Annotated in this window: 22 protein-coding genes; 8 read left to right on the top strand and 14 right to left on the bottom strand. The window is 64.2% G+C overall.

Annotated features, from left to right (window positions below):
* Positions 1 to 189 precede the first annotated feature (189 nt).
* The 4 genes from HWX55_RS01265 to HWX55_RS01250 are packed head-to-tail and all read left to right on the top strand — an operon-like array spanning position 190 to position 4,332.
* Complete coding sequence (locus HWX55_RS01265; RefSeq protein WP_175973327.1) at positions 190 to 1,830, top strand: AMP-binding protein; 1,641 nt, start codon at positions 190 to 192, stop codon at positions 1,828 to 1,830.
* Positions 1,827 to 2,600: an alpha/beta fold hydrolase gene (locus HWX55_RS01260; protein WP_175973325.1), complete on the top strand. Its 774-nt coding sequence runs from the start codon at positions 1,827 to 1,829 to the stop codon at positions 2,598 to 2,600. The genes HWX55_RS01265 and HWX55_RS01260 overlap by 4 nt, the downstream gene beginning before the upstream one ends.
* Entirely contained in the window at positions 2,597 to 2,902 is a 306-nt protein-coding gene (locus tag HWX55_RS01255; protein ID WP_175973323.1) for an isochorismate lyase, read from the top strand. The genes HWX55_RS01260 and HWX55_RS01255 overlap by 4 nt, the downstream gene beginning before the upstream one ends.
* Positions 2,899 to 4,332, top strand: coding sequence for an isochorismate synthase (locus HWX55_RS01250; RefSeq protein ID WP_175973322.1), 1,434 nt, complete (start codon positions 2,899 to 2,901; stop codon positions 4,330 to 4,332). The genes HWX55_RS01255 and HWX55_RS01250 overlap by 4 nt, the downstream gene beginning before the upstream one ends.
* 13 nt (positions 4,333 to 4,345) lie before the next feature.
* Here the strand turns inward: HWX55_RS01250 and HWX55_RS01245 are convergent, their stop codons facing one another.
* Positions 4,346 to 5,230, bottom strand: coding sequence for a LysR family transcriptional regulator (locus tag HWX55_RS01245; RefSeq protein WP_175973320.1), 885 nt, complete (start codon positions 5,228 to 5,230; stop codon positions 4,346 to 4,348).
* 77 nt (positions 5,231 to 5,307) lie between these two features.
* Between HWX55_RS01245 and HWX55_RS01240 the strand changes: the two genes are divergently transcribed.
* Entirely contained in the window at positions 5,308 to 6,609 is a 1,302-nt protein-coding gene (locus HWX55_RS01240) for an aspartate aminotransferase family protein (RefSeq protein WP_175973318.1), read from the top strand.
* Between the two features lie 67 nt (positions 6,610 to 6,676).
* Here the strand turns inward: HWX55_RS01240 and HWX55_RS01235 are convergent, their stop codons facing one another.
* Positions 6,677 to 7,426: an SDR family oxidoreductase gene (locus tag HWX55_RS01235; RefSeq protein WP_175973316.1), complete on the bottom strand. Its 750-nt coding sequence runs from the start codon at positions 7,424 to 7,426 to the stop codon at positions 6,677 to 6,679.
* A 41-nt stretch (positions 7,427 to 7,467) separates the two neighbouring features.
* On the opposite strand from HWX55_RS01235, the gene HWX55_RS01230 reads away from it, so the two are divergent.
* The 3 genes from HWX55_RS01230 to HWX55_RS01220 all read left to right on the top strand — a co-directional run bounded on the left by HWX55_RS01230 (position 7,468) and on the right by HWX55_RS01220 (position 9,828).
* Positions 7,468 to 8,445 (top strand): AraC family transcriptional regulator, encoded by a 978-nt coding sequence (locus HWX55_RS01230; RefSeq protein WP_175973314.1) that lies wholly within the window; start codon positions 7,468 to 7,470, stop codon positions 8,443 to 8,445.
* Between the two features lie 73 nt (positions 8,446 to 8,518).
* On the top strand, positions 8,519 to 9,376 hold the full coding sequence (locus HWX55_RS01225; RefSeq protein WP_175973312.1) for an AraC family transcriptional regulator: 858 nt from the start codon (positions 8,519 to 8,521) through the stop codon (positions 9,374 to 9,376).
* A gap of 44 nt (positions 9,377 to 9,420) precedes the next feature.
* Entirely contained in the window at positions 9,421 to 9,828 is a 408-nt protein-coding gene (locus HWX55_RS01220; RefSeq protein ID WP_175973310.1) for a DUF2000 domain-containing protein, read from the top strand.
* Between the two features lie 30 nt (positions 9,829 to 9,858).
* On the opposite strand, the gene HWX55_RS01215 is transcribed toward HWX55_RS01220, so the two are convergent.
* The 12 genes from HWX55_RS01215 to HWX55_RS01160 all read right to left on the bottom strand — a co-directional run bounded on the left by HWX55_RS01215 (position 9,859) and on the right by HWX55_RS01160 (position 24,647).
* Positions 9,859 to 10,209, bottom strand: a complete 351-nt coding sequence (locus HWX55_RS01215; protein WP_175973308.1) for a VOC family protein — start codon at positions 10,207 to 10,209, stop codon at positions 9,859 to 9,861.
* A gap of 177 nt (positions 10,210 to 10,386) precedes the next feature.
* A complete protein-coding gene (locus HWX55_RS01210; protein ID WP_006484776.1) occupies positions 10,387 to 11,088 on the bottom strand; it encodes an ABC transporter ATP-binding protein in 702 nt (233 codons plus the stop codon).
* Positions 11,088 to 11,861, bottom strand: a complete 774-nt coding sequence (gene livG / locus HWX55_RS01205; protein WP_175973305.1) for a high-affinity branched-chain amino acid ABC transporter ATP-binding protein LivG — start codon at positions 11,859 to 11,861, stop codon at positions 11,088 to 11,090. The genes HWX55_RS01210 and livG overlap by 1 nt, the downstream gene beginning before the upstream one ends.
* Entirely contained in the window at positions 11,858 to 13,129 is a 1,272-nt protein-coding gene (locus HWX55_RS01200) for a high-affinity branched-chain amino acid ABC transporter permease LivM (RefSeq protein ID WP_175973303.1), read from the bottom strand. Before HWX55_RS01200 ends, livG begins: the two co-directional genes overlap by 4 nt.
* Before the next feature lie 11 nt (positions 13,130 to 13,140).
* Entirely contained in the window at positions 13,141 to 14,067 is a 927-nt protein-coding gene (gene livH / locus HWX55_RS01195) for a high-affinity branched-chain amino acid ABC transporter permease LivH (protein WP_006749488.1), read from the bottom strand.
* 182 nt (positions 14,068 to 14,249) lie between these two features.
* Positions 14,250 to 15,368, bottom strand: a complete 1,119-nt coding sequence (locus HWX55_RS01190) for a branched-chain amino acid ABC transporter substrate-binding protein (RefSeq protein WP_175973302.1) — start codon at positions 15,366 to 15,368, stop codon at positions 14,250 to 14,252.
* Positions 15,369 to 15,876: 508 nt separating this feature from the next.
* Positions 15,877 to 16,296, bottom strand: coding sequence for a hypothetical protein (locus tag HWX55_RS01185; protein ID WP_175973300.1), 420 nt, complete (start codon positions 16,294 to 16,296; stop codon positions 15,877 to 15,879).
* Between the two features lie 607 nt (positions 16,297 to 16,903).
* Entirely contained in the window at positions 16,904 to 17,125 is a 222-nt protein-coding gene (locus tag HWX55_RS01180) for a hypothetical protein (RefSeq protein WP_059721886.1), read from the bottom strand.
* A 690-nt stretch (positions 17,126 to 17,815) separates the two neighbouring features.
* A complete protein-coding gene (locus HWX55_RS01175) occupies positions 17,816 to 18,205 on the bottom strand; it encodes an SMI1/KNR4 family protein (protein ID WP_347879621.1) in 390 nt (129 codons plus the stop codon).
* Positions 18,206 to 18,413: 208 nt separating this feature from the next.
* The gene (locus HWX55_RS01170) at positions 18,414 to 19,211 is read right to left on the bottom strand and encodes a hypothetical protein (RefSeq protein WP_175973296.1); all 798 of its coding nucleotides are present in this window, start codon (positions 19,209 to 19,211) and stop codon (positions 18,414 to 18,416) included.
* A 608-nt stretch (positions 19,212 to 19,819) separates the two neighbouring features.
* Positions 19,820 to 20,188, bottom strand: a complete 369-nt coding sequence (locus HWX55_RS01165; RefSeq protein ID WP_175973293.1) for a hypothetical protein — start codon at positions 20,186 to 20,188, stop codon at positions 19,820 to 19,822.
* Positions 20,178 to 24,647, bottom strand: coding sequence for a DUF6531 domain-containing protein (locus HWX55_RS01160; RefSeq protein WP_244140460.1), 4,470 nt, complete (start codon positions 24,645 to 24,647; stop codon positions 20,178 to 20,180). Before HWX55_RS01160 ends, HWX55_RS01165 begins: the two co-directional genes overlap by 11 nt.

The following is a 24,647-nucleotide window of genomic DNA, read 5'->3' as shown; positions in this document are numbered from 1 at the left end:
CGGGCCAGCGCACGCCGGCGGCAACCGGCCGATTGTCCGGCCGGACCGGGCGGGCGCCGCGCGATCGACGCCCGATCGAACGAAATTGCCGCGATATCAAAAGAAACGGCGCTATCGCAGCACCTGTTCCAAATGATAATACCTCTCATTTACAATTTTTGACAACTTGCCGGAGCTCGAGGTCAGCGCATGCAATCCTCCCCTTCTTCCGTACCGGCCGACGCGCCCGACTGGCCCGACGCGTTCGTGCGCCGCTACCGCGACGCCGGCTACTGGCAGGACACGACGTTCTTCGACGCGCTCGATGCCTGCGCGCAGCGCCATCCCGACGCGCTCGCGATCGTCGACGGCACGCTGCGGCTGTGCTATCGCGATCTGCTGGCGCGCATTCGCCGCGTCGCGGGCGGCCTCGCGCGGCTCGGCCTGACGCGCGGCGATACGGTCGTCGTCCAGTTGCCGAACGGCGCGCGCTTCATCGAGACGTGCTTCGCGCTGTTCCAGCTCGGCGTGCGGCCGGTGCTCGCGCTGCCCGCGCACCGTCACTACGAGATCGGCGCGTTCTGCCGCTTCGCCGGCGCGCGTGCGTACCTCGGCGCGTCGCCACTCGGCGATTTCGACTGCCGGCCGCTCGCGGCCGCGTTGCAGGCCGACTGCCCGACGCTCGAGCACATCGTGATGGCCGGCGACGATCACGCGTTCACGCCGTTCGATACGCTGTACGACGCGCCGCCCGTGCACGCCTGCGCGGCAAGCGCCGACGACATCGCGTGCTTCCAGTTGTCGGGCGGCACGACCGGCACGCCGAAGCTGATTCCGCGCCGCCATCGCGAATATCTGTACAACGTGCGCGCGTGCAGCGCCGCGAGCGGTTTCGACGCCGAGACCGTCTATCTCGCCGCGCTGCCGATGGCGCACAACTTCACGCTGTGCTGCCCCGGCACGATCGGCGCGTTGCTCGCGGGCGGCCGGGTCGTGACGACCGTACGGCCCGAGCCCGATCAAAGCTTCGCGCTGATCGCGCAGGAACGCGTCACGCATACCGCGCTCGTGCCGCCGCTCGCGTTGCTGTGGCTGGACGAGCAGCCGCAACGACAGGCCGACCTGTCGAGCCTGCGCGTGCTGCAGGTCGGCGGCGCACGGCTGATGGACCACGCGGCCGCGCGCGTGACGCCCGTGCTCGGCTGCCGGCTGCAGCAGGTGTTCGGCATGGCCGAAGGGCTCATCTGCTGCACGCGGCTCGACGATGCGCCCGAGCGCATCGCGCACACGCAGGGCCGCCCCGTGTCGGACGGCGACGAAGTGCGCATCGTCGATGAAGCCGGCACACCGGTCGCGCCCGGCGAAATCGGCGAACTGCAGGTACGCGGCCCGTACACGATTCGCGGCTACTACCGGCTCGCGGAGCACGACGCGACGGCATTCACGACCGACGGCTTCTATCGCAGCGGCGACCGCGTGCGGCGCACCGCCGACGGCGACCTCGTCGTCGAAGGTCGCGACAAGGATCAGATCAACCGCGGCGGCGAGAAGATCTCCGCCGAGGAAGTGGAAAACCTGTTGCTCGCGCATCCGCAGGTGCACGACGCGGCGGTCGTCGCGATGCCCGACCCGATGCTCGGCGAACGGACCTGCGCGTTCGTCGTCGCACGCACGCCGGCCCCGTCCAGACTGGTGCTGAAACGTTATCTGCGCGACTGCGGGCTCGCGGCGTTCAAGATCCCCGACCGCATCGAATTCATGCCGCGTTTTCCGGAAACCGGCATCGGCAAGACCAGCAAGAAATCGCTGCGCGACCTGTTGCGCCGCCAGTTGCAGGCGGCGGCCGCATGAGCACGCGCGCGACCGACTCGCACTGGATTCGCGAGCTGCGGCTGTCGCCGTGCCCGCGCGCGCAGCTCGTCTGCTTTCCGCACGCCGGCGGCACCGCGAATTTCTTTCGCGGCTGGCGCCGTGCGCTGCCGTGGGACGTCGATCTGCTCGCGCTGCAGTATCCGGGTCGCGAGGAGCGCTTCGAGGAGCCGTGCCTGCACTCGATCGACGCGCTCGCCGGCCCCGCCACCGACGCGCTGCAACGCTATGCGCACGCGCCGCTCGTGCTGTTCGGGCACAGCCTCGGCGCGGCGCTCGCGTACGAGGTCGCGGTACGGCTCGAAGCGCGCGGCGCCGCGCCGCTTTACGTGGCCGTTTCCGCGCTGCCGCCGCCGCATCGCCAGCGCCCGTCGGATCTGCACCTGCAATCCGACGACGCGCTCGTCGGCGATGTCGCCCGGCTGTCCGGCGAGCACGCCGCGCTGCTCGCCGATCCGGAAATGCGCGCGATCTACCTGCCGATGATCCGCCACGACTACCGCGCGATCGAAACGTATCGGCGCGACCGCCCGCCGCGCATCGATGCGCCGCTCGGCGTGATGCTGCCGCTCGCCGATCCCGAGCTGGACAACGACGAGGCGCATGCGTGGCAGGACGTCGCGACGCGGCCGATCCGCGTCCAGACGTTCAACGGCGACCACTTCTATCTGCGGCACCAATACCCGGCGGTGATCGCCCATCTGGTCGAACGGATCGACCAGTCCCTTCGTTACGGAAAGGAGTACACATGAAAACACCGGACGCCTGCACGGGGCTTCCCGACATTCGCGAAGCGATCGATCGCCTGGACGCCGACATCATCGACGCGCTCGGCCGGCGCATGCAGTACGTGTTGGCCGCGTCGCGCTTCAAGCCGGACGAAGCGAGCATCGCCGCGCCGGAGCGGGTGGCCGCGATGCTGCCCGACCGGCGCCGCTGGGCCGAACAGGCTGGCCTCGACGCCGACTACGTCGAGACGCTGTTCGTCCAGCTCATCGCGTGGTACATCGCGCAGCAGACGCAATACTGGCGACAACAGCGGGGGCTCGCATGAACGCCGGCCTTCCGCTGCTGCACGACACGTTCGCGCGGGCGGCCCGCCGCGCCGCCGCCACCGGCGCGGCGACGCTCGCGTCGGTCTCGGTGCCGCTGCGCCCGCTCGACTTCTTCGACCTGATCGCCGCGTGGGACGACGGCGTCACGCCGTGGTGTTTCCACGAAGCCGGCGATGCGTCCGTCACGCTGTTCGGCTGGGACTGCGCCGTCGAACTGCGCGCCACCGGCGACACGCGCTTCGCGCAGATCGACGCGCGCTGGCGCACGCTCGTGCGCGACGCGGTCACGGCCGGCCCGCAGCCGCCGCGGCTGGTCGGCGGCTTCCGGTTCGATTCGCAGGGCCCGCGCAGCGTGCACTGGGCGCCGTTTCCCGATGCGAGCATGACGCTGGCGCGGCTGCTGATCGTGCGCGAAGGCGACGCGTACTGGGCCGTCTGCCAGCAGGTCGTCGCCGCCCACGACGATCCGGCCGCGCTCGCGCATGCGGGTCTCGCCCGGATCGAGTCGCTCGGTGCGCTTGCCGAGGCCGCGGAGGACGATCCGCCGCAACTGCTGCACACGCAGGCGCTGCAGGCAAGCGAATGGCAGCACGAAGTCCGTCGCGCAGTGGACGCGATCCGCGACGGCGCGTTCGGCAAGGTCGTGCTCGCCCGCGACGTGCTCGAACGGTACGCGCGGCCCGTCGCGATCGCGCCGCTGCTGCGCCGTCTGCGGCGGCGCGATGCGCATGCGCACCTGTTCGCCGTCCGTCGAGAAGAGGCGTGCTTCGTCGGCGCCACGCCGGAACGGCTCGCGCGTGTCGCGGCCGGCGACGTGCGCACGCATGCGCTGGCCGGCACGATCCGGCGCGGCGCGACGCCCGACGACGATCGCGCGCTCGGCGCCGCGCTGATGGCTTCGGCGAAGGAACGGCTCGAACACGCGCTCGTCGTCGACGCGATCCGTGCCGCGCTCGCGCCGCTGGCGCGCACGCTGGACGTGCCCGATCAACCGTCGCTGCACCGGCTGCCGAAGCTGCAGCACCTGAGCACGCCGATCCGCGCGGCGCTGAATGCGGATGCGTCGCTGTTGCAGGTCGTCGCCGCGCTGCATCCGACGCCCGCGGTGGCCGGCCATCCGCGCGCACCGGCGCTCGACCACATCCGTGCGCACGAAGGCTTCGATCGCGGCTGGTATGCGGCGCCGATCGGCTGGATCGACGCGCACGGCAACGGCGATTTCATCGTCGCGCTGCGCTCGGCGCTGGTCGCGGGCGGCGCGTGCCGGCTGTTCGCGGGCTGCGGCATCGTCGCCGAGTCCGAGCCGGTCAACGAATATCAGGAAACCGAACTGAAGCTGTCGGGCATGCAGGCGGCGATCCGCGTGCGCGATGCGGCCGTGCAGACGCGTGGCCGCACGCAGATGTCGGCCTCGTCGATGGTCGACTGATCCGCGTCGACCGTCAAAGCAATGGCAGCGTTTGCCGGATATGGTCGGCGAATGCGGCGGTCAGGTGCGACGGTCGCTTCCGGTCGAACCGCAGCGTAATGCCCACCGCCGGCAACGGCGGCAAATGCGGATCGCCGTTGACGATCGCGACGTCGGCCGGCACGGCCGTCTGCGTCATCACCGCGAACGCCTGCCCCGAACGCACCAGCGCGATCAGCCCGGCGAGGCTGCTGCTCGCATACGCGACGCGATAGTCGCGGCCGGCGCGGTTCAACGCGTCGCACGCGGCAACGTGATCGAGCGTATCGCGATCGGACAGCGCCAGCGGCAGCGGATCGAAATGCGCGGGATCGAGCCCCGGATAGCCGATCCAGACCAGTTGCTCGCGGCGAATGATGTCCCCGGTCGCACCGTCGTCCGGCACGGAAATCATCGCCAGATCGACCGCGCGCTTCTCCAGGTGTTCGACGAGCCGCGGCGTCGGCCCGCAGACCACTTCGACGATCGCCTGCGGATGCTGGCTCGAAAACTGCCGCAGCAGCGACGGCAGCCACACCTGCGCGTAATCGTCCGGACACCCGAACCGGATCGTCCCCGTCAACCCCGTGCCGCACAGATCGGCCATCGCCTCGTCGTGCAGCCGCAGGATGCGCTGCGCATGCACGAGCAGCCGCTCGCCCGGATGCGTGAGCACCACGCCACGGCCGGTGCGCTGGAACAGCGGCTGGTCGACGGCCTGCTCGAGCCGCTTCATCTGTTGGCTGAGCGCGGATTGCGTACGGCCGACGCGCGCGGCCGCGCGGCTCAGCGCGCGCACCTCGGCGATCACGACGAACGAGCGCAGCAGGTCGATTTCGAGCGAAAGCGCCAAGGTATTAGCCCCTTTTCTAGCTTGCATTAGAACTATTCGTTTCCATCAAACCAGACGCGCGCCTAGACTGCAAGCGACCCCAGCCCTTTTGCCCGGAGACGCCCATGTCCCTGAACGACGACGCAACCTTCTGGCGCAACGCCAGGCAGCACCTGGTCCGCTACGGCGGCACGTTCGAGCCGATGATCGTCGAGCGCGCGAAAGGCAGCTTCGTGTACGACGCCGACGGCCGCGCGATCCTCGATTTCACGTCGGGCCAGATGAGCGCGGTACTCGGCCACAGCCATCCGGAGATCGTGTCCGTGATCGGCGAATACGCGGGCAAGCTCGATCACCTGTTCAGCGGGATGCTGTCGCGGCCGGTCGTCGATCTCGCGACGCGCCTCGCCGATATCACGCCCGCCGGACTCGACCGCGCACTGCTGCTCAGCACCGGCGCGGAATCGAACGAGGCGGCGATCCGGATGGCGAAGCTCGTCACCGGCAAGTACGAGATCGTCGGCTTCGCGCAGTCGTGGCACGGGATGACGGGCGCCGCCGCGTCGGCCACGTACAGCGCCGGCCGCAAGGGCGTCGGCCCGGCGTCGGTCGGCTCGTTCGCGATTCCGGCGCCGTTCGCGTACCGGCCGCGCTTCGAGCGCAACGGCGCGTACGACCCGCTCGCCGAACTCGACTACGCGTTCGACCTGATCGACCGTCAGTCGAGCGGCAACCTCGCCGCGTTCATCGCGGAGCCGATTCTCAGTTCGGGCGGCATCATCGAGTTGCCGGAAGGCTATATGGCCGCGCTCAAGCGCAAGTGCGAGGAACGCGGCATGCTGCTGATCCTCGACGAGGCGCAGACGGGCGTCGGCCGCACCGGCACGATGTTCGCGTGCCAGCGCGACGGCGTGACGCCCGACATCCTGACGCTGTCGAAAACGCTCGGCGCGGGGCTGCCGCTCGCGGCGATGGTCACGTCCGCGGCCATCGAGGAACGCGCGCACGAGCTCGGCTACCTGTTCTACACGACGCACGTGTCCGACCCGCTGCCGGCCGCCGTCGGCCTGCGCGTGCTCGACGTCGTGCAGCGCGACGGCCTCGTCGCGCGCGCGAACACGATGGGCGAGCGGCTGCGGCGCGGGCTGCTCGACCTGATGGAGCGCTTCGACTGCATCGGCGACGTGCGCGGGCGCGGGCTGCTGCTCGGCGTCGAGATCGTCAAGGATCGCCGCACCAAGGAGCCGGCGGACGGCCTCGGCGCGAAGATCACGCGCGAGTGCATAAAGCTCGGGCTCAGCATGAACATCGTGCAGTTGCCCGGCATGGGTGGCGTGTTCCGGATCGCGCCGCCGCTGACCGTCAGCGAAGACGAGATCGACCTCGGCCTGTCGCTGCTGGAGCAGGCGATCACGCGCGCGCTTTAACGTTCTTCACCGCCTCACTCGGTCCGTCGCACCGGCTCAACCTGCCGGCCCGACGGGCTCCGATCGTTCAACCCGCTTCCGCCGCCCACGCTTGTGCGTCGGCGCCAGCCGGAATGCGCATCGGGCTCGACGGATCGGTCGCCGCGCGCCACACGGCTTCGGCGACGTCCTGCGCATGGGTGATCGGCCCCGACGCATCGAGCATCCGCGCGACGGCCTTGCCGACGAAGTCCGCATACGCTTCGTGCTCGAAGCCGTGCATGTTGCCCCGTGCGTTGTCCGCGAAACGCGTGTCGGGCGCACGGCCCGGCAGCACGAGATGCGTGCGCACGCCGAATGGTTCGAGTTCGACCGCCATCGATTCGGTATAGGCATTGACCGCCGCCTTGCTCGCACGATACGCGCCGACCAGCGGCAGCGCCTTCAGCGTGACGCTCGACGTGACGTTCACGACCACGCCGGCGCCGCGCGCGCGAAACTGCGGCAGCACGGCCTGCGTCACCGCGATCGTGCCGATCGTGTTGGTGTCGAACAGCGCGCGCACCGTGTCGAGCGGCATGAGTTCGGCCGGTGCGGCCGCGCCGAAGCCCGCGTTGTTGACGAGCACGTCGATCGGTCCCGCTGCGTCGATCGCGGCGCGAATGCTGTCCGCGTTCGTCACGTCGAGCGGCAGCACGCGCAGGCGCTCCGACGGCGGCAGCACGTCGTCGGCCGGCTTGCGCATCGTCGCGACGACCTGCCAGTCGCGCGCCAGAAAATAGCGGGCGATTTCGAGGCCGAAGCCGGAGGAACAGCCGGTAATCAGTACGGTTTTCATGCGAACTCCTCGGGTGTGTTGAGCATGTGTCCGTACGATAGATGGCCGGCGCCGTATTCGCTACAATCGACAATCCGCTTTTCTTTTGCGAGAGTCCGGCGATGATCGACCCGCTGACCGAAGTCGTGACGCTGCTGCAACCGGGCGCGCGGTACTCGAAGTACGTCCGTGGCGCGAGCCCGTGGGCGATCAGCCGCACGGTCGCCGGCGAGCCGTTCTATTGCGCGGTCCTCGATGGCGGGTGCCGGATCGCGATCGACGGGCACGCGCCGATCGAGCTGCTGGCCGGCGATTTCATGCTGATTCCGGCCGCCTACGGCGTCGCGATGTCGAGCCTCGAACCGCCGCCGCCGGGCGTCGACACCGCGCCGCCGGTCATGGTCGCCCCCGGCGAATACCGGATCGGCGATCCCGCGAACCCGGTCGACACGCGAATGATGGCCGGCAACTGCAGCTTCGGCTCGCCCGATGCAGCGCTGCTGGTGTCGCTGCTGCCGCGCTTCGTGCACGTACGCGGCGAGCCGCGGCTGACCACGCTCGTGCAACTCGTGCGCGACGAATCGCGCGCGCAGCGGCCTGCCCGCGAGATCGTGCTGGCGCGCCTGCTGGAAGTGCTGCTGATCGAGGCGATGCGCTTCACGACCGCCACGCACGCGTCTCCCGGGCTCGTGCGCGGGCTCGCCGACAGCCGGCTCGCCGCCGCGCTGCGGCGGATGCACGAACGCCCCGCGCACCCGTGGACGATCGTCGAACTCGCGAAGGAAGCCGCGCTGTCGCGCTCGACGTTCTTCGAACGCTTCAGCCGCGCGGTCGGCGTCGCGCCGATGGAATACCTGCTGACGTGGCGCATGGCGCTCGCGAAGGATCTGCTCCGCCGCAACGAAGGCCGCATCGCGGAAATCGCGGCGCGCGTCGGCTACAGCTCGGCGAGCACGTTCAGCGTCGCGTTCGCGCGGCACGTCGGCCGGCCGCCCGCGCAATATGCGCGCGACGAACAGGCGACGGTAAGCGAATCATGAACCGCTCTCGCCTTTGCTGTTCCGCCACCTGCAATCCCGTTCCGTCACGCCACGACGACGGTCGAGGCGCCCGATGACGACAGACGCCAAGGCCGCCGGCACGACCGACCACTGGCTCGTCGCGCGCCGCGATGCGGAAACCGGCATCGAAAGCCTGCACGCGCATTTCAACGGCCATGCGTACGATGCGCACGATCACGACGACATGCTCGTCGGCTTCACCGAACAGGGCGTGCAGCGCTTCCAGTGCCATCGTTCGCTGCATACGAGCGTGCCGGGCCGCGCGATCCTGATCGAGCCGGGCGCGATGCACGACGGTCACGCGCCCGAAGCCGGCGGCTTCACGTACGGGATGCTGTACCTGCCGCAAGCGTGGGTCGAGCGTGCCGCGCGCCGGCTCGACCTGCCGGGCCTCGGCAGCGTCGAAGCCACGTTCGGCCATACGCTCGTCGACGATCGCGGCCTCGTCGACGCGATCCGGAGCGCGTTCTTCGCGCTCCACGACAACGAAGGCCGGCTCGCGCGCGACCAGACGCTCGACCGCCTGCTGATGCGGCTCGGCAGCCAGCTAGGCCGCCCGCCCGCGCTGGAAAGCGGCGTCGTGCCGCCCGCGATCGTCCGCGTGCGCGACCTGCTGCACGAACACATGGACGGCAACATCGGCCTCGACGAACTCGCGAGCGTCGCCGGCATTGACCGGTTCCGGCTCACGCGGATGTTCCAGCGCGCGTTCGGCACGTCGCCGCACGCGTACCTCGTGCGCTTGCGGCTGCGCGCCGCGCGCAGGCTGCTGGCCGCCGGCCGCACGCCCGCGCAGGCGGCGGCCGACGTCGGCTTCGCGGACCAGAGCCACCTCGGCCGCTGGTTCCGCCGCGCGTACCGGATCACGCCGGCCGCGTACCGGCAACTCTGCACAAACGTTCCAGACTGATCGCGCACGACGTCCGATCATGGGCGCTCCAACCAGGAGCAAGCATGTTCGATACCAAAGTAGCGCTGATCGTGCGCGACGATCTCGCCGCGTGGCAGAAACTCAACGTGGTCGCGTTTCTCGCGACGGGTGTCGCGGCCGGTGCGCCGGACGCACTCGGCGAGCCTTACGAGGATGCGGCCGGGCGCCGCTATGGCCGGATGCTCGGCCAGCCGATGATGGTGTTCGCGGCCGATCTGACCGGATTGCAGGCCGCGCACCGGCAGGCGCTGTCGCGCGAACTGACGATCGTGCCCTACGTGCGCGCGATGTTCTCGACCGGGCACGATGCGGCCAACCGCGAAGCGTTTCGCGCCGAGGACGCGGACAATCCCGATCTGGTCGGGTTGGCGCTGCACGGGCCGAAGAAGGCCGTCGACAAGGCGGTGAAAGGGCTGGCGTTGCATGCGTAAATGCGTCGTGCAACGCCGCCGTTTCGACAATCAGCGGTGAACGAGCACGTTCACGAGCTTCCCGAACGGATCGCGTACGAAAAAGCGCCGCACGCCCCACGGTTCGTCGGCCGGGCCGTATTCGACGGGGATGCGCGCTGCCTGAATGCGCGCGAGCGCTTCGTCGAGATCGTCGACTTCGATCGACAAGTCGGGCGTCGGCGTGCCCGATCCGCCCTGCGACGCGAAGCTGATCTGCACGTCCATCTGCTCTGCATTGCCGTAGGTCGCGATCCAGCCGTGATCCATCAGCAGGTCGAGACCGAAGATATGTTGATAGAAGCGCTTTGCGTCGTCGATGGACCGCGTGTCGATGTTGGCGACGATTCGTCTGACTTTCATCGGTTGTCTCCGCGAAGCAAGGATGTAGCCGATTTGACTACGATCGAAGCCGAATCGGCTACGGATGTCCCGCATAAACCGGCATTGAGGCATTGCGCCTGTCGTACCGAATACCGACGCATCCGCAAACGATGCAAAAAACCGCCGGCCCGTTGCAGGCCGGCGGCTTCCCGTCGATCAACCGCCGAGATACGCCTGCTTGATCCGGTCGTTCGCGAGCAGGTTCGCGCCCGTGTCGGCCAGCACCACGCGCCCCGTTTCGAGCACGTAGCCGCGATCGGCCACGCCGAGCGCCTTGTTCGCGTTCTGTTCGACGAGGAACACCGTGACGCCTTCGTCGCGGATCGTCCGGATGATGTCGAAGATCTGCGCGATCACGAGCGGCGCGAGACCGAGCGTCGGTTCGTCGAGCAGCAGCAAACGCGGCTTGCTCATCAGCGCACGGCCGATCGCCAGCATCTGCTGCTCGCCGCCCGACATCGTGCCGGCGCGCTGCGCCGCGCGTTCCTTCAGGCGCGGAAACAGCTTGAATACGTGCTCGATGCCGTCGTCGATCTCGTGACGGCTCGCGAAGAAGCCGCCCATCTTCAGGTTCTCGAGCACCGTCAGGCTCGGGAACACGCGCCGCCCTTCCGGCGAGATCGCCATCCCCTGCCGCATGATCTGGTGCGTCGACATCGCGGTGATGTCGTTGCCCTCGAACAGCACGCGGCCGGACGACGCCCGCGGCGTGCCGCATACCGTCATCATCAGCGTCGTCTTGCCGGCGCCGTTGCTGCCGATCAGCGTGACGATCTCCCCCTTGTTCACCTCGATCGACACGCCCGCGAGCGCCTCGACCGCGCCGTAGTGCGTATGGACCTGCTCCAGCTTCAGCATCACTCTTCCCCCAGATAGGCCTTGATCACGCGCGGGTCGTTGCGGACCGCTTCCGGCGTGCCGATCACGATCGGCCGGCCGTGCTCCATCACGAGGATGCGGTCGGACACGCCCATCACGAGGCTCATGTCGTGTTCGATCAGCAGCACCGATACGCCGAATTCACGGCGAAGCGTGTCGATCAGGTGCTGCAGCTCGATCTTTTCCTGCGGGTTGAGGCCGGCCGCCGGCTCGTCGAGCATCAACAGGCGCGGCTCGGTGATCATGCAGCGCGCGATCTCCAGACGCCGCTGGTGCCCGTACGACAGCGTGCCGGCCGGCCGGTTGGCCACCGACGTCAGCCCCATCCGGTCGAGCCACACGGCCGCGCGTTCGAGCGCTTCCTTCTCCGCGTGACGATACGCGGGCGTCGCGAACAGGCCGTGCAGCAGCCCGGCCTTCACCTTGCGATGCTGCGCGACCAGCAGGTTCTCGACGACGGTCAGCGACTTGAACAGGCGGATGTTCTGGAACGTCCGCACGAGGCCCTTCAACGCGATCTGATGGCTCGGCAGGCCCGCGATCGCGTGGCCGTCGAGCACGACCTCGCCGCCGGTCGGCTTGTAGAAGCCGCCGACGCAGTTGAACACCGTGGTCTTGCCCGCGCCGTTCGGCCCGATGATCGCGAACACCTCGTCGCGGCGCACGTCGAAATCGATGCCGTCCACCGCGAGCAACCCGCCGAAGCGCATCTGCAGCCCGGCGACCTTCAACAGTTCTGCATTCGCGCTCATCGCGGCAACTCCACGTGGGGACGGCTCGCGGGCAGCAGGCCCTGCGGACGCCACATCATCATCAACACCATCACCAGACCGAAGATCAGCATCCGGTACTCGGCGAACCCGCGCGCGACTTCCGGCAGCACGGTCAGCAGGATCGCCGCGAGAATCACGCCGAGCTGCGAACCCATCCCGCCGAGCACGACGATCGCGAGGATCAGCGCCGATTCGATGAAGGTGAACGATTCGGGATTCACGAGGCCCTGACGCGCGGCGAAGAACGCGCCGCCGATCCCCGCGAACGCCGCGCCGAGCGTGAACGCCGACAGCTTGATGCGGGTCGGGTTCAGACCGAGCGAACGGCAGGCGATCTCGTCGTCGCGCAGCGCTTCCCATGCGCGGCCCATCGGCATGCGGATCAGGCGGCTCGTCACGAACAGCGTGAAGCCGACCAGCACCAACGCGATCAGGTACAGGAAGATCACCATGTGCTCGCCGCTGTATTCCAGCCCGATCAGTTCATGAAAGGTCTTCGCGCCTTCGACGCTCGCCGAGCGCGCCATCTCGAAGCCGAACACCGTCGGCTTCGGAATGCTCGAGATGCCGTCCGGGCCGCCGGTGAGGCTCGTCAGGTTGTTCGCGAGCAGACGAATGATTTCGCCGAAGCCGAGCGTGACGATCGCCAGATAGTCGCCGCGCAGGCGCAGCACCGGGAAGCCGAGCAGGAAGCCGAACGTCGCCGCGGCGATCGCCGCGATCGGCAAGCACTCCCAGAACGACAATCCGAAATACTGGTTCAGCATTGCGTACGTATAGCCACCGACCGCGTAGAACCCGACATAGCCGAGATCCAGCAGCCCCGCGAACCCGACCACGATGTTCAGCCCGAGGCCGAGGATCACGTAGATCAGCGCGAGCGTCGCGACGTCCACCGCGCCGCGCGAGCCGAAGAACGGCCACACGAGGCCAACGGCGAGCAGCACCCAGATGATCACGCGCTGCTGCTGCGCGCCCATCGCGGGCATCGCCGGCAGCTTCACCGCCGATTTCGCGCGCACGAGCCACGGCTTGAACAACTGGAACAGGAACACGGCCGCGACCGCGATCCATACCGGGCGCCAGTGCGGCGTCAGCACGACCTGATAGCCTTCGAGCTTCAACTGCAGCCCGAGCACCGGAATCGTGAGGATCGCCGTCAGGAACGCGGCGGCCACAGCGTTTTTCAGCGCCTGGCCGATCGACGCGTCGGCGGCCGGGCGGCGAACGGAAATGACTTGACTCATCTGCGTCTCCCTTAGACCTTTTCGATGTCCGACTTGCCGAGCAGGCCGGTCGGGCGGAAGAGCAGGATCAGCACGAGCAGGCCGAACGCGACCACGTCCTTGTACTCGGCCGGCATGTAGCCTGCGGCGAAGGTTTCGGCGAGGCCCAGCAGCACGCCGCCGAGCATCGCGCCCGGGATGCTGCCGATCCCGCCGAGCACCGCGGCGGTGAACGCCTTGATGCCCGCGACGAAGCCGATATACGGATTCAGCTTGCCGATCGTCAGCCCGATCAGCACGCCGCCGACGGCCGCCAGCATCGCGCCGAGCACGAACGTGAACGAGATCACGCGGTTCGTGTCGATGCCGAGCAGGTTCGCCATCTTCATGTCCTCGGCGCATGCGCGGCACGCCCGGCCCATCCGCGAATGCGAGATGAACAGCGTGAGCGCGATCATCAGCACGAGCGTCACGCAGACGATCAACAGGCGCGCATACGGAATCGTCACGTCGAAGTCGCCGCCGAGATGGATCTCGAACGCGCCGGAGATCAGCACGGGCACCGACACGTCGCGCGCGCCCTGGCCGATCTGCACGTAGTTCTGCAGAAAGATCGACATGCCGATCGCGGAGATCAGCGGCACGAGGCGCGGGCCGCCGCGCAGCGGGCGATACGCGACGCGCTCGACCGCGAAGCCGTACAGGCCGGTGACGATCACCGACACGATCAGCGCGGCGCCGAGCACGAGCGGCAGCGGATAGCCGGCGGAGATACCGATCGCCGTGAGGGTCACGAGGCCCACGTACGCGCCGATCATGTAGATCTCGCCGTGGGCGAAGTTGATCATGCCGATGATGCCGTAGACCATCGAATAGCCGATGGCGATCAACGCATAGATCGCACCCAGCGTCAGGCCGTTGACCAGCTGCTGGGCGAATTGAGGAAAGAAGTCAGTCATGTGCGGGAAGCTCCCGTTGGCGCTGCGTCGCATGCCGTCGCCGGATCACGGCGGTCGGCCGCGCGCAACGCACGGTGTCGTCTCGGGCCGCCCTTTGGCGCGCACGGGTCAGAGGCGCGACCAATACGCACCCGCCCCGTCCGGGTTTCGGACAGGGCGGGCGCGCGGGCGGGTACTCCGTCTTACTTGGCGGCGGTCTTCGTCGCGTCCTTGTGCCACGTGTAGACGACGAACTTGAACGCCTTCAGGTCGCCCTGTGCGTCATACGCGACCTTGCCGATCGGCGTGTCGAACGTCGTCTTGTGCATGTACGCGGCAACCTTCGTCGGGTCGGTCGTCTTCGCGCCGGCGATTGCATCGGCGATGATCTTCACCGCGGCGTACGCCGGCATCTGGAACGGGCCGTTCGCGTCGCGCTTTTTGTCCGCGAACGCCTTCACGAGCGCCGCGTTGGCCGGATCGGCCGAGAAGTCGGCCGGCAGCGTCACGAGCATGCCTTCCGAAGCCGGGCCGGCGATCGCCGTCACGTCCTTGTTGCCCACGCCTTCAGGGCCCATGAACGTCGCCTTCACGCCCTGCTCGCGCGCCTGGCGCATCAGCAGGCCCATTTCCGGGTGGTAGCCGCCGAAGTAGACGAAATCGACGCCTTGCGACTTCAGCTTCGTGATGATCGCCGAGTAGTCCGAATCGCCGGCGTTGACGCCTTCGAACAGCACGACCGGGATCTTCGCGGCTTCGAGGTCCTTCTTCACCGACGACGCGATGCCCTGGCCGTACGACTGCTTGTCGTGCAGGACCGCGACCTTCTTCGGCTTCACGTTGTTGATGATGTAGTGCGCGGCGGCCGGGCCTTGCTGGTCGTCGCGGCCGATCGTGCGGAAGATGAAGTGGCGCTTCTTGCCTTCCGTCAGCTGCGGCGCGGTGGCCGACGGCGTGACCATCACGATGCCTTCGTTCTCGTAGATGTCCGACGCGGGAATCGTCGAACCCGAGCACACGTGGCCGATCACGTACTTGATCTTCTGGCTGACGATCTTGTTGGCGACGGCGACGGCCTGCTTCGGTTCGCACGCGTCGTCCATCAGCACGACTTCGAACTTGTTGCCGCCCGCACCGCCTGCCGCGTTGATCTGTTCGATCGCGGTCAGCGCGCCGGCCTTCACCATGTCGCCGTATTGGGCGACCGAGCCGCTCATCGGACCGGCGATGGCGATCTTCACGGTTTCCGCTTGCGCGGCGGCGGCGCCGGCGGCGAACAGCACGGCGGCGACGGAAATGGACGTAAGACGGGACAGCGTCATCTGGGAGCTCCTCGATGTTGTTTAGTCATACGGGCAAAGGCGGCATGACTTGCGCAATCGAACAGCACCCGGGGCGAGGACATGGGACACGCCCGAGACACATAGAAGACGGAACTCCAGCGGAATATTGCGTAGCGGGGCCCGGCTCTTGCAGTCCCCGAAGGGGACGTCTGGTTCGGAAAGACATCGTGATGCGTCTTGCATTGCGCAAGCGTTTCGCCTGCCCCGCTTGCCAAAACGCTCATTCGGAGGGATGGTCCGACAGCCATTGGCAAGGCAGCCGAAATTATATGGGCGTTTTTCAATCGTCTGTCAAAAATGCCTGTCGACTGAGGGAAAACACGTAGGTTTTTGAGATGGGTGGGTGGCGATGGGGGCGCAACCTTGGTGGGGCGGGAACGTTTGCCTTGGGTGCAATCGGGTTGCTATTCGGTGGAGGGGATCGGGTGTGTTCCTTGCTGGGCTTGGTGTTTGGCGAGGGGCGGTTCTCGGTTTCGTATTTTTCGGGCTACCGAGGGGCTGCTTGGGGAAAATCAATCAACTGACGATTGTGCGAACGCGCACCAGGACGGGGCGCTCGATGAGACGGAAAATCTTTCTGTTTGCCAACCAAGCTAGTGTGGTTGAAAGGTTTTTGAGATTTCCATGAAATAATGCGGGCTCGCTTCTGCAATCCAGCCAGCCTCCCCTGCAAGTCGCGCCCGCCGCGCCTCGCAGTCGCTTCAGGGCCGCTTCGACGCCCCGTCGTCGCCCAGCCGCCAGCCAGTGATCTGCCGTTTTGTTCAATGCACATCACCTGCTTCGGATCATCCATGAATTGCCCTATCCGCCTGTCTTCCGCCGCCGCCGCGATCGCTTGCGCGCTTTCTGTTTCTGCTTCCCATGCTTCAGGACGCGATGCGCTGACCGATCGGTCGGCCAGTGCCAATGTGTTTCGCTCGGAGCGGCGTGCGGCTGCCCGGGATGACGGGCATGCGGCGCGTATGAGCCGCCGACGGGTGCAGTTCGCTGCACCTGACGCACGGAGCCCGTTCGATACGCCGGATACGCGGCCGGTGCGGGTAACAAGCGATGCGCTCGTGGCAGCGCCGCCTTCTTTTAAACACGAACCCGATTTTGTCTCGGCTCCGAACCGCGTCGCGCTTGGCGCGGGCGGGAGCGATAGTTTGGGTCGCACAGTGCCTGGATATGAGCAGCGCGAGCAGAACTGGAATGAATACCTGCGCGCAAACGGTTCCCGGCCGGCTGGTAGTGGCGGCTCGTATGCGCCACAGCGGCCGTACGATGCGCCGCGTGGTCCTCACGGGGCGCCGAATCCGTTCGATCCGTCGGTACCGCAGCCGGAGACGCGGACGTTCTACGACAACGGATCGGGGACGAAATGCACGGCTACCGGCGGTGCGGGGACGTCGCGGTCGTCTTGCGATATCGCTTGGTGATGTGCGGTTTTGGGCGGCTGCCGCTTGCGGCTGCTCTACCCTGTCCGGCGCGCTGCGCGACGTCGCACAGCGCGGCCGCATCCCGCGGCGTTGCGCTTACAGCTGCGTGATGATCAGCCTGCCCGGCTCAATATCGATCCGCGCCTTGCGGCCCGGAACAAAACACGCATCGTTGATCAGCCACATTCCACCAATCTTCATGTACGGATAAAACGTCTCCGGCCTCGGATCCATGGTCTTCGGGGTACCCCACATCTCCTGGATCGTGACGAAACGTTCCGTCTTCGGTGGTCGTGCTTTATGATTCGGCTTAGCCATGGGCAACTCCTTGAAAGTTGGCTGTGGTTAGCGGGTCGTGAGTGTTGGTAGCACTTGCGGCCCGCGCTCGTTTACCGCGGCGTTTTTATGGTTTGGATTCCTCCTTTGTTGGTGAGTCGATGGGAGCGATGCTTCGTAGAAGATCGGCGCGTCTGGCGCTTCCGTTCGCGTGCACTGCAGGCAACACGATCATCGTCAGTTGGACATTGCTCATTAAACCATCATTGGCGCCCATTTGAGCGCACGTTAGCCATTGGGTATAGGTACGCAACTTGGTCAGCTTGCTGGTTATTGCGCGTGTTGACACTAATCGCCAGCATGTCGACGCCTGTGCCATCTATTCGGAACATGACTGATCCGAACGTGACGATTTGAAACAGTTCTACGAGTTCGGACTCGACGATGTGTGCCGGGCTCGATACTTGTGTAGCCAATGCAAGGTCTTTTGAGCGTGCACGTCTATGGATGCCACTTGTGCTGAACGTGCGAATCCAGCAACGTTACAACGCGCGGTCGATCATCTGTTGAGTTGCATTTGCGGTTTTCCTGCAGACCTCTCAAATGGCCACACTGTCGACGCTTAGGGTCAGGGGGACAGCGCGAAGCTCTCACCGCGCTGGGTCACGTTCGAGATATGCCTCCCTCAACTTCGACGAGCACTTCGTCGAGTATTGGAGCTTAGATCTGACGTCATGCGTAAGCGTCGCCGTAATTCTTCGTCTTCCAAAAAACATCTACCCCAGAACTTTTATATAGCTCACAAAGCAACTCAGAAAAACTTAGCGCTATGATTGGACAACTCCCGGCCACGCCATGAATTTCGAAATTACTGTCATAACACCTCCCACCCCTCTTCTTGGAGGTGTCGATGGTTATATAATCTCCACTGTCCGCCTTGCAAATGACATACCACGAAAAGGAAATATCATCCTCGCATGGCTCACCGACAATAAGCATATTGGCCTGCATCACCTCGTTGGCAGATAATATCTTGAATGATACATTTTCCTTGCCGGCCCTAAACAAAACGATACCACCACAAAGATTGTAGAACTCCACGAGCTCACTCGGATACACCATGTCCGGGCTCGGCAATAGCGGGAGGCTCCCGTTCGCGGGCAATACTTGACATCTGCTATCGGCCCGTATAATTTCGACGACTTCTTTAATCGACACCATATAAATTTTAATTCACTCAGTGCCATCGAGAACAGAAAATGTACTCTCCTTCGCGAGCCAAGGTGAAAGCAGACGATTGGCTTAAGGATCGCCCGTTCGGGAACCAAGCTCACGGCAATTTACGCATTGGCTTATTCGCAGACGTCTTTTGCCAGGCGATCAATATTCCCGCCTCTCCGCAAGCGTTGTTTATTTCAGCCAAATCCTTCTCCTTGACGGACCAGAGCCACATCCTGTTTGAAATGCTCCTTAGATATCCCCGACATGAATCTGCCGTAATCCACTCCCTCAACGAAAGATCGCCGACACGAATTTCCAGGTGTTCCTCATTGAGTACATTCACGGGATAAATCATCCTGAGCTTCACTCTTTCATAGCTCGCCGCTCCTGGCGCCCGGCCCGGGAGTTCGCTTGTAAAGAGGGATGTGTTCTCGAATGGAAAAATTCTGATCAGATTGACGCCAGTCGAATATTTGTACGCCGTTGACGAATCTTTCGCATCGTAAGCGATTGCATATTTACAACCCAAACGCGCCACAAAATTTTCAAAAAACCGTTCTATCTCGGCTCTTATTTTATAAATCGACTCTTCGATCTGGACATCCACAAATGATATCCCGCCGAACATCTGATTATTGCACCCCAATGAAATTATGGGAACCCCACCATCTTTCCCATTACTGCATATCTGAAATGAAACGATCGCCCCATCGGAAACGCCTTTCCTTAAATCACTGATGGAAATTTTATGATCCTCAATGATCTTCACGCCATCTCGAGCGCCGAATTCCATAAATGTCACCTCAGATACTTCCTCCCCAAGTCGACGAAAGAGGCTTTCAGCTATTTCCAGAATGGCCGCGACCCGAGTCGGGTCCATCCCATAAATTGCGATTCCCGTGCTCATATCTTCTCGGTTGGACAACCATGTACTTCATGTCAGACAACGCAACAGCAATTCGTTGCAGCAAGCAGCCGCAGCGGCAATGACGCTCACTACTGTCTCGCACATCCAGCACCACGGGGCATGACTACCCTTGGTCACCATGCCCTTCTTTCATACGGGGCCATATCGAATGTAATTTAAATGATTCTATTCCATGAGCCATTTTACGCCCTCTCAGGTTCCATGAATGTCAAAATCGAGTGCCACTGAGCGCAACGATAGTACATTGCAGAGCCTGCCGGGCATGTGCCCTCGGAATCAAGAAGCGGCGGAACCATTTACACGAGAATCCCGCTCGCAATAGCAGCATCATAGCGTAGTGAATATTGCTGACACTCCATGCGTGACACGAACTGCTTCGGCAATTCTGACCCAAAGCGGCGCTACCCGACCATGCCATGTTTAAGCACTTGTACAAACCGCGTCGATAGACTACCGAACTGCACTATTGCACAGTCAGCGAAGTATTGCCACGACTGCGAAGAGGGCTGTCGCACTTAAACACCTCGGCTCGCCCAGTGCTCCGGGTTTTAAAAACCCGTGAAGCGAGAACTATCCATCACCCTCGTTCAGCATGGAAAGCTCCCTTTTGTATAAGTGTCCCATAGAACCTTAATTGGCCAACTATCCAATCTCCCAGCCAACATACTTTTGGCGATTAGCTCGACATCGTCAGAAACTCTTCCCGCGATATCAGAATTTCCTGATGCCCGAAATGAGAACTTGAACGCCTTCTCTCTAATAGAATTCAAAAATTTCTTGTCGTCGGCTGAAAGAGCGAGTCCGTCGACATCGTTAAACGACTGCATCCAAAGATCATCGAACGATGCGGCGTCCCTTTTGTCAAGCACATCATCGGAGTCGAGACCAGTAAAAAAATCGAAAAAACCTGGCTTAGATATCTCCGAATCGATATCAGTCAAAATCTTATTTACCATTCCACAACCCCTGTTCCTTAAACCAATTCTGGATCACGTCGACTGCTTGGCGAGGTGTCACACCTTCGGCAAGAGTGTACGTCCCATTGGGTGATTTTACGTCAACCTTGATATCGTCCAAGCCGGAATAGGCCTTTCGATAAGCGTCAAAGAGCTGGTCGTCTGTTCCCGGGAAACTCCCTTGCCGGGGCCCGATAGTTTCCCGTTCAGCATCATGTAGGCGCCAATGATCATGCTCCGGATCGGCCCCTCTCGGGAAAAGCGTCGGCCGTGTTTTGTCCGAGCGTGCAACTTCAAACGGGCGCCCGACTGACTTCCGGACAGCTGGTACGTGGTGCCCTGATTCGTTGACGCCCATCCTCTTCTTTTCGCATTCCTGCAGTCCATCTGGGTCACACCACGCTAACGGATCGTGCACATACGATTGTGTCCGGGAGCCACCCTTCAGCCCAAGTGGATCCGGACTCAAGTACTGCCCCGAATCCGGATCGTAGTAACGATTCAGGTTATAGCTGAGTCCTGTCTCTTCGTCTGACCACTGGCCCGGAAATCGCAGCGTCGTATCGATCGAACTGCTGTGCGCATCGTTGGCCGCTCGCCTAGTCGGCAGCAATTTTCCCCACAACGAGTACGCGGCCTTCCACACGAGTTTTCCCGTTTTGTCGAACACCGCCTTCGGCAAACCTACCTGGTCTGTTAGAACTGGATACAGCCCATCCTCGGTCTCTTGCGCGAGCGGCGAAAAACTGCCCGGCTCGATATGCCAGGTCACGACCTGGCCAGTCGTACCGTCTCGCTGCTCGATCCAGTGCTCCGCAAGCGTCGGACCGTCCCACAGGAACTTCACGGTTTCGCGGCCGCCGAGTTGCTGCTTCTCGACTCGCCGGTTGAAAGCATCGTAGCGGTACAGCCAAACGCCGCGTTCGGGCGTCGCAACCTTCACGAGCCGATTGAGCCCGTCCCACGTGTATTGCCACGTCTTTGGCCGGAACCCGGGCTGTTCGACCGTCTTCTCGATCGTGCGGCCACGTGCGTCGTACCGATAGCGCGCATGGCCGATCCGTTCCGGCAGGCCGCCTCGGTGGTAATGGTGAGCATCCACGGGAGCCTGGCGGCCGTGCGCGGCAATGTTCATTGCCGCGTCGTAACGAAAGTGCTCCGCCGGCTGCAGCAGACTTTCTGCACAAACGATCTGGCCGCGCGCGTCACGTCGGTACGTAAGCGTGTCAGCGTCGCTGTCGACCCGCTCCAGTTGTCCAGCGGCGTCGTAGTGATAGACCTGTCGTGTCAATTGCCCGAGCGCATGGGCCGGGTCGGCTTGCAAGGCCTCGAACGCTATGGCAGGGCCCGCGATCTGTCGGCGGACGCGGCCGAGCGCATCGTACTGCTGCTGCGTAACGAATGTCCCCGCTTGCCGGCCAATTTCGCGTCCCAGGCCGTCGCGCTGAATCGTGAGCCCTCCGACCTGCGTCAGCGCACCCAACGCATCATATGCATAGGCCGTCTCCCGCCCCGGCGTTATCCGTAGACGCCGCTGCCCGTCAGCGTCATAGACATGCCGCAGCAGTTCGCCGTGCTGATCCTCGCCGATCAGTCGTCCGTTCCTGTCGTAAGCAAAGCGCGTCACATGAGCGTGGCTACCTTGCACCTGGGCTGACTCCAATCGTCCGCGTAAGTCGTAGCGATACGCAAGCTTCACATCCCCGGCATCAATCTCCGCGAGACGGTCGAAACGATCGTACGTGTAACGCCACTGTCCACCATCAGGTAGTGTTTTCACGAGGAGACGACCGGCAGCGTCCCGCTCGTATTGGGTCGTGCGGCCACCCCAGTCGATTTCCGTTGCGAGCCGCCCTGCTGGATCGTAGCGATAGGTGTAAGCTTCGCCCAGTGCGTTGACGACCTTGGTCAATCGCGTCGCGTGGTCGTACTCGAAATGCGTGGCATGGCCGGCGGCATCGATCGATGCCGTCAACAGATCGAACGGGCCATAGGTTCGCTGAGTCGTGCGCCCAAGCGGATCGATCCACTCGACCGGCAGGCCCTCGCTGTTGTATCGCGCTTTCGAAACCGTGCCATCGGGGCGCGCGATCACTCTCAGATAGCCACGTCGATTGTCCGGGCCGTTGGTGTAGTCGAAGCGGGTCACATGCCCGTCGGGCGACGTTTCCTCCAGTATCCGACCCAACAGGTCGAGCTTGCGCCGGAAGCGAGCGCCCGTAGGCAATACGATGTCGGTGAGTCGGAACCGGTCGTCGTAGTCAAGGCGAGTTTCGCGATCGCCGGCGACGATGCGCAGCAGTTCGCCGTTCTGGCCGTACCGATAGGTCGTCTTGGTGCCGTCCGACTCGGTGCGTGCAATCAACCGGCGCAGGTGATCGTACTCGAGCTTGATCCGGCCGCCGTCCGGCAAACTCGCCCCAGTGAGCAACTGCGCGTCATCGTATTCGAAGCCGAGCGTGCGCCCCGAGTTGTCCGTAACCGAAGTCAGTTGGCCTCGATCGTCGTATCGATAGTCCGTCCGTCGGCCAAGCGGATCAATCCGGGCCACCAAACGACCAAGCTCCCATTCGGAGTAAGTGCAATGGCCGAGCGGATCGGTTTCGGCCGTTACAAGACCTTCGTCGTTATAGGCGTAGGTCCATTCGCCGTCGACGTCAATCACGCGTGTGCGGCCGGCTTCGTAGATGAATCGGCCCGTGTGATAGCCCTGCCGTGTACCTGTCTCGACTACACGACCAGCGGTGTCGTACCGATATCGAACATCGGTCTGGTCTGTATCCCGCCATTGGGTCATCCAGCCGTGTTCGTCGTACGCGTAGTGGAACTGCCCAAACTGGAAGCTCGCCACGTGGGTAAGCATGCCGTCTTGGTAGTCGTAGTCCACAAGCGTTCTGGAACCACCGTCCGCATCATGGAGAACGATCCGTTGCAGCCGACGGTCGCGCCCGGGATAGGCAACTTCGAGCCGATAGCCACCGCTATGGACCATGCCACTCAAACGACCAGCACTATCGTAGGAAAGAACGATCGCGTTGCCGTCGAGGTCCTCGATCCGTTCGAGGCGAGACGAGCGCCCGTCAACGAGCGGCGCGAAAATACGCAGTTGTCGCGTATCGCGATCGAAGATGCGCGGATCGAGCCGGCTTCCGACCAGCCGATAACGCGGCTCGCGCAAGTTGATGCCGTTGAGCGCCATATCCGGCGCGTCAAAGCCGATCGCAAGGCCGGCGCCGTCGTGGAATCTCACGAAGCGGCCACCATCGAACGTCAATTGCTGCGACCAGTTGTCCGACCAGCGGTGACCGAGCAATCCGTGATCGTCCGATCGAGTCCGATAGCGTCGTTTGAACTCGAGGGGCAGGACGCCGGGAATGGCAAGATCGGTACGGATCTCCAGCATTTCTCCGGATACCGGATCAACCGGATCCTTGCACTTCGGTCGATTCTCGTCCTTGATACCCCTTTGTTCCGCAGATCGGGTGGGCTCAGGTCTGAATTTCTCGCGCAGCCCCTTGCCGGCAAACTTTCCCGCCCCACCGCCTACGAGCCCCCCGAGCAAACCCGCCAGGAACTCCTGAGTCGCCGACAACTCCGGGTTCTTCGGGCCATAATTCCCGGTCGTCTTGTCGATCCAGATGCTGTTGCGCCCCGAATTGACCTTGCCGCTACAGTGGGTTTCGTGGCCGATCCGCACCAGCGGCAGGCCGTTGACGAACACGGTTTTGCTGCCGTCGACGAGTGCCTGCGGCGCGCCGGAATGGTGATCGCATTTCACCAGGTCCGTGACGCGCGCCACTTTCTTACCTTCAAAATACACATTGCTCGAACCGGTGACGATCTCGCCACAGTTGGTTCCCATACTTTGGCTGGCTGACGCGAGCGCACTACCCAGCGTCAGGCCGCCCGCCATGCATGCCCCGACGATCAGCGCGCCGGCGAGTCCACCTGTTGCCACGGTCGCCGCCACCGCCACGCCAATCGCGACCCCCACGGCAATGCCGGCGAGAATCCCCATAAAACCCGACGAGTGCGCAATCCGATCGCCAATGCATGCGGGGTGCGGATCGCCTCGGCCGATTGTGAGGCCCAGCGCATCGCCAACCTGCGTGAACTCCTTTGACAGCCAGCCGGTCACGCCAACCTTGTCGAGCGCCCAAGCGCCACCGACTGCAATCGCCAGCGGAAGCATGACGGTGCCCGCTGCAACCGCGCCCGCACCCAGTGCCGCCCCGCCGGTCGCACCACCTGCCAGCGCCGTACCGGCGGCACCCAGCCCGGCAGCCGTCCCCTCGATGGCGGTCAGGCCCGCATCGGCGCCGAGCATCCCATAGTTGAGGTGCTCGTAAAACGGCTGCTCGGCCGCTTTCGCGGCCTCACCGTCCTCCAGCCTGGCGATTTGATCGAGACGTTCCTGCGCGCTGCCGCTCGGCTCGTTGTAATTCGGCGTGTCCGACAT

The organism is Burkholderia sp. BCC1047 (assembly GCF_902833155.1).
Classification (GTDB): domain Bacteria; phylum Pseudomonadota; class Gammaproteobacteria; order Burkholderiales; family Burkholderiaceae; genus Burkholderia; species Burkholderia sola.
This window is presented reverse-complemented; position numbering and strand designations above follow the sequence as displayed.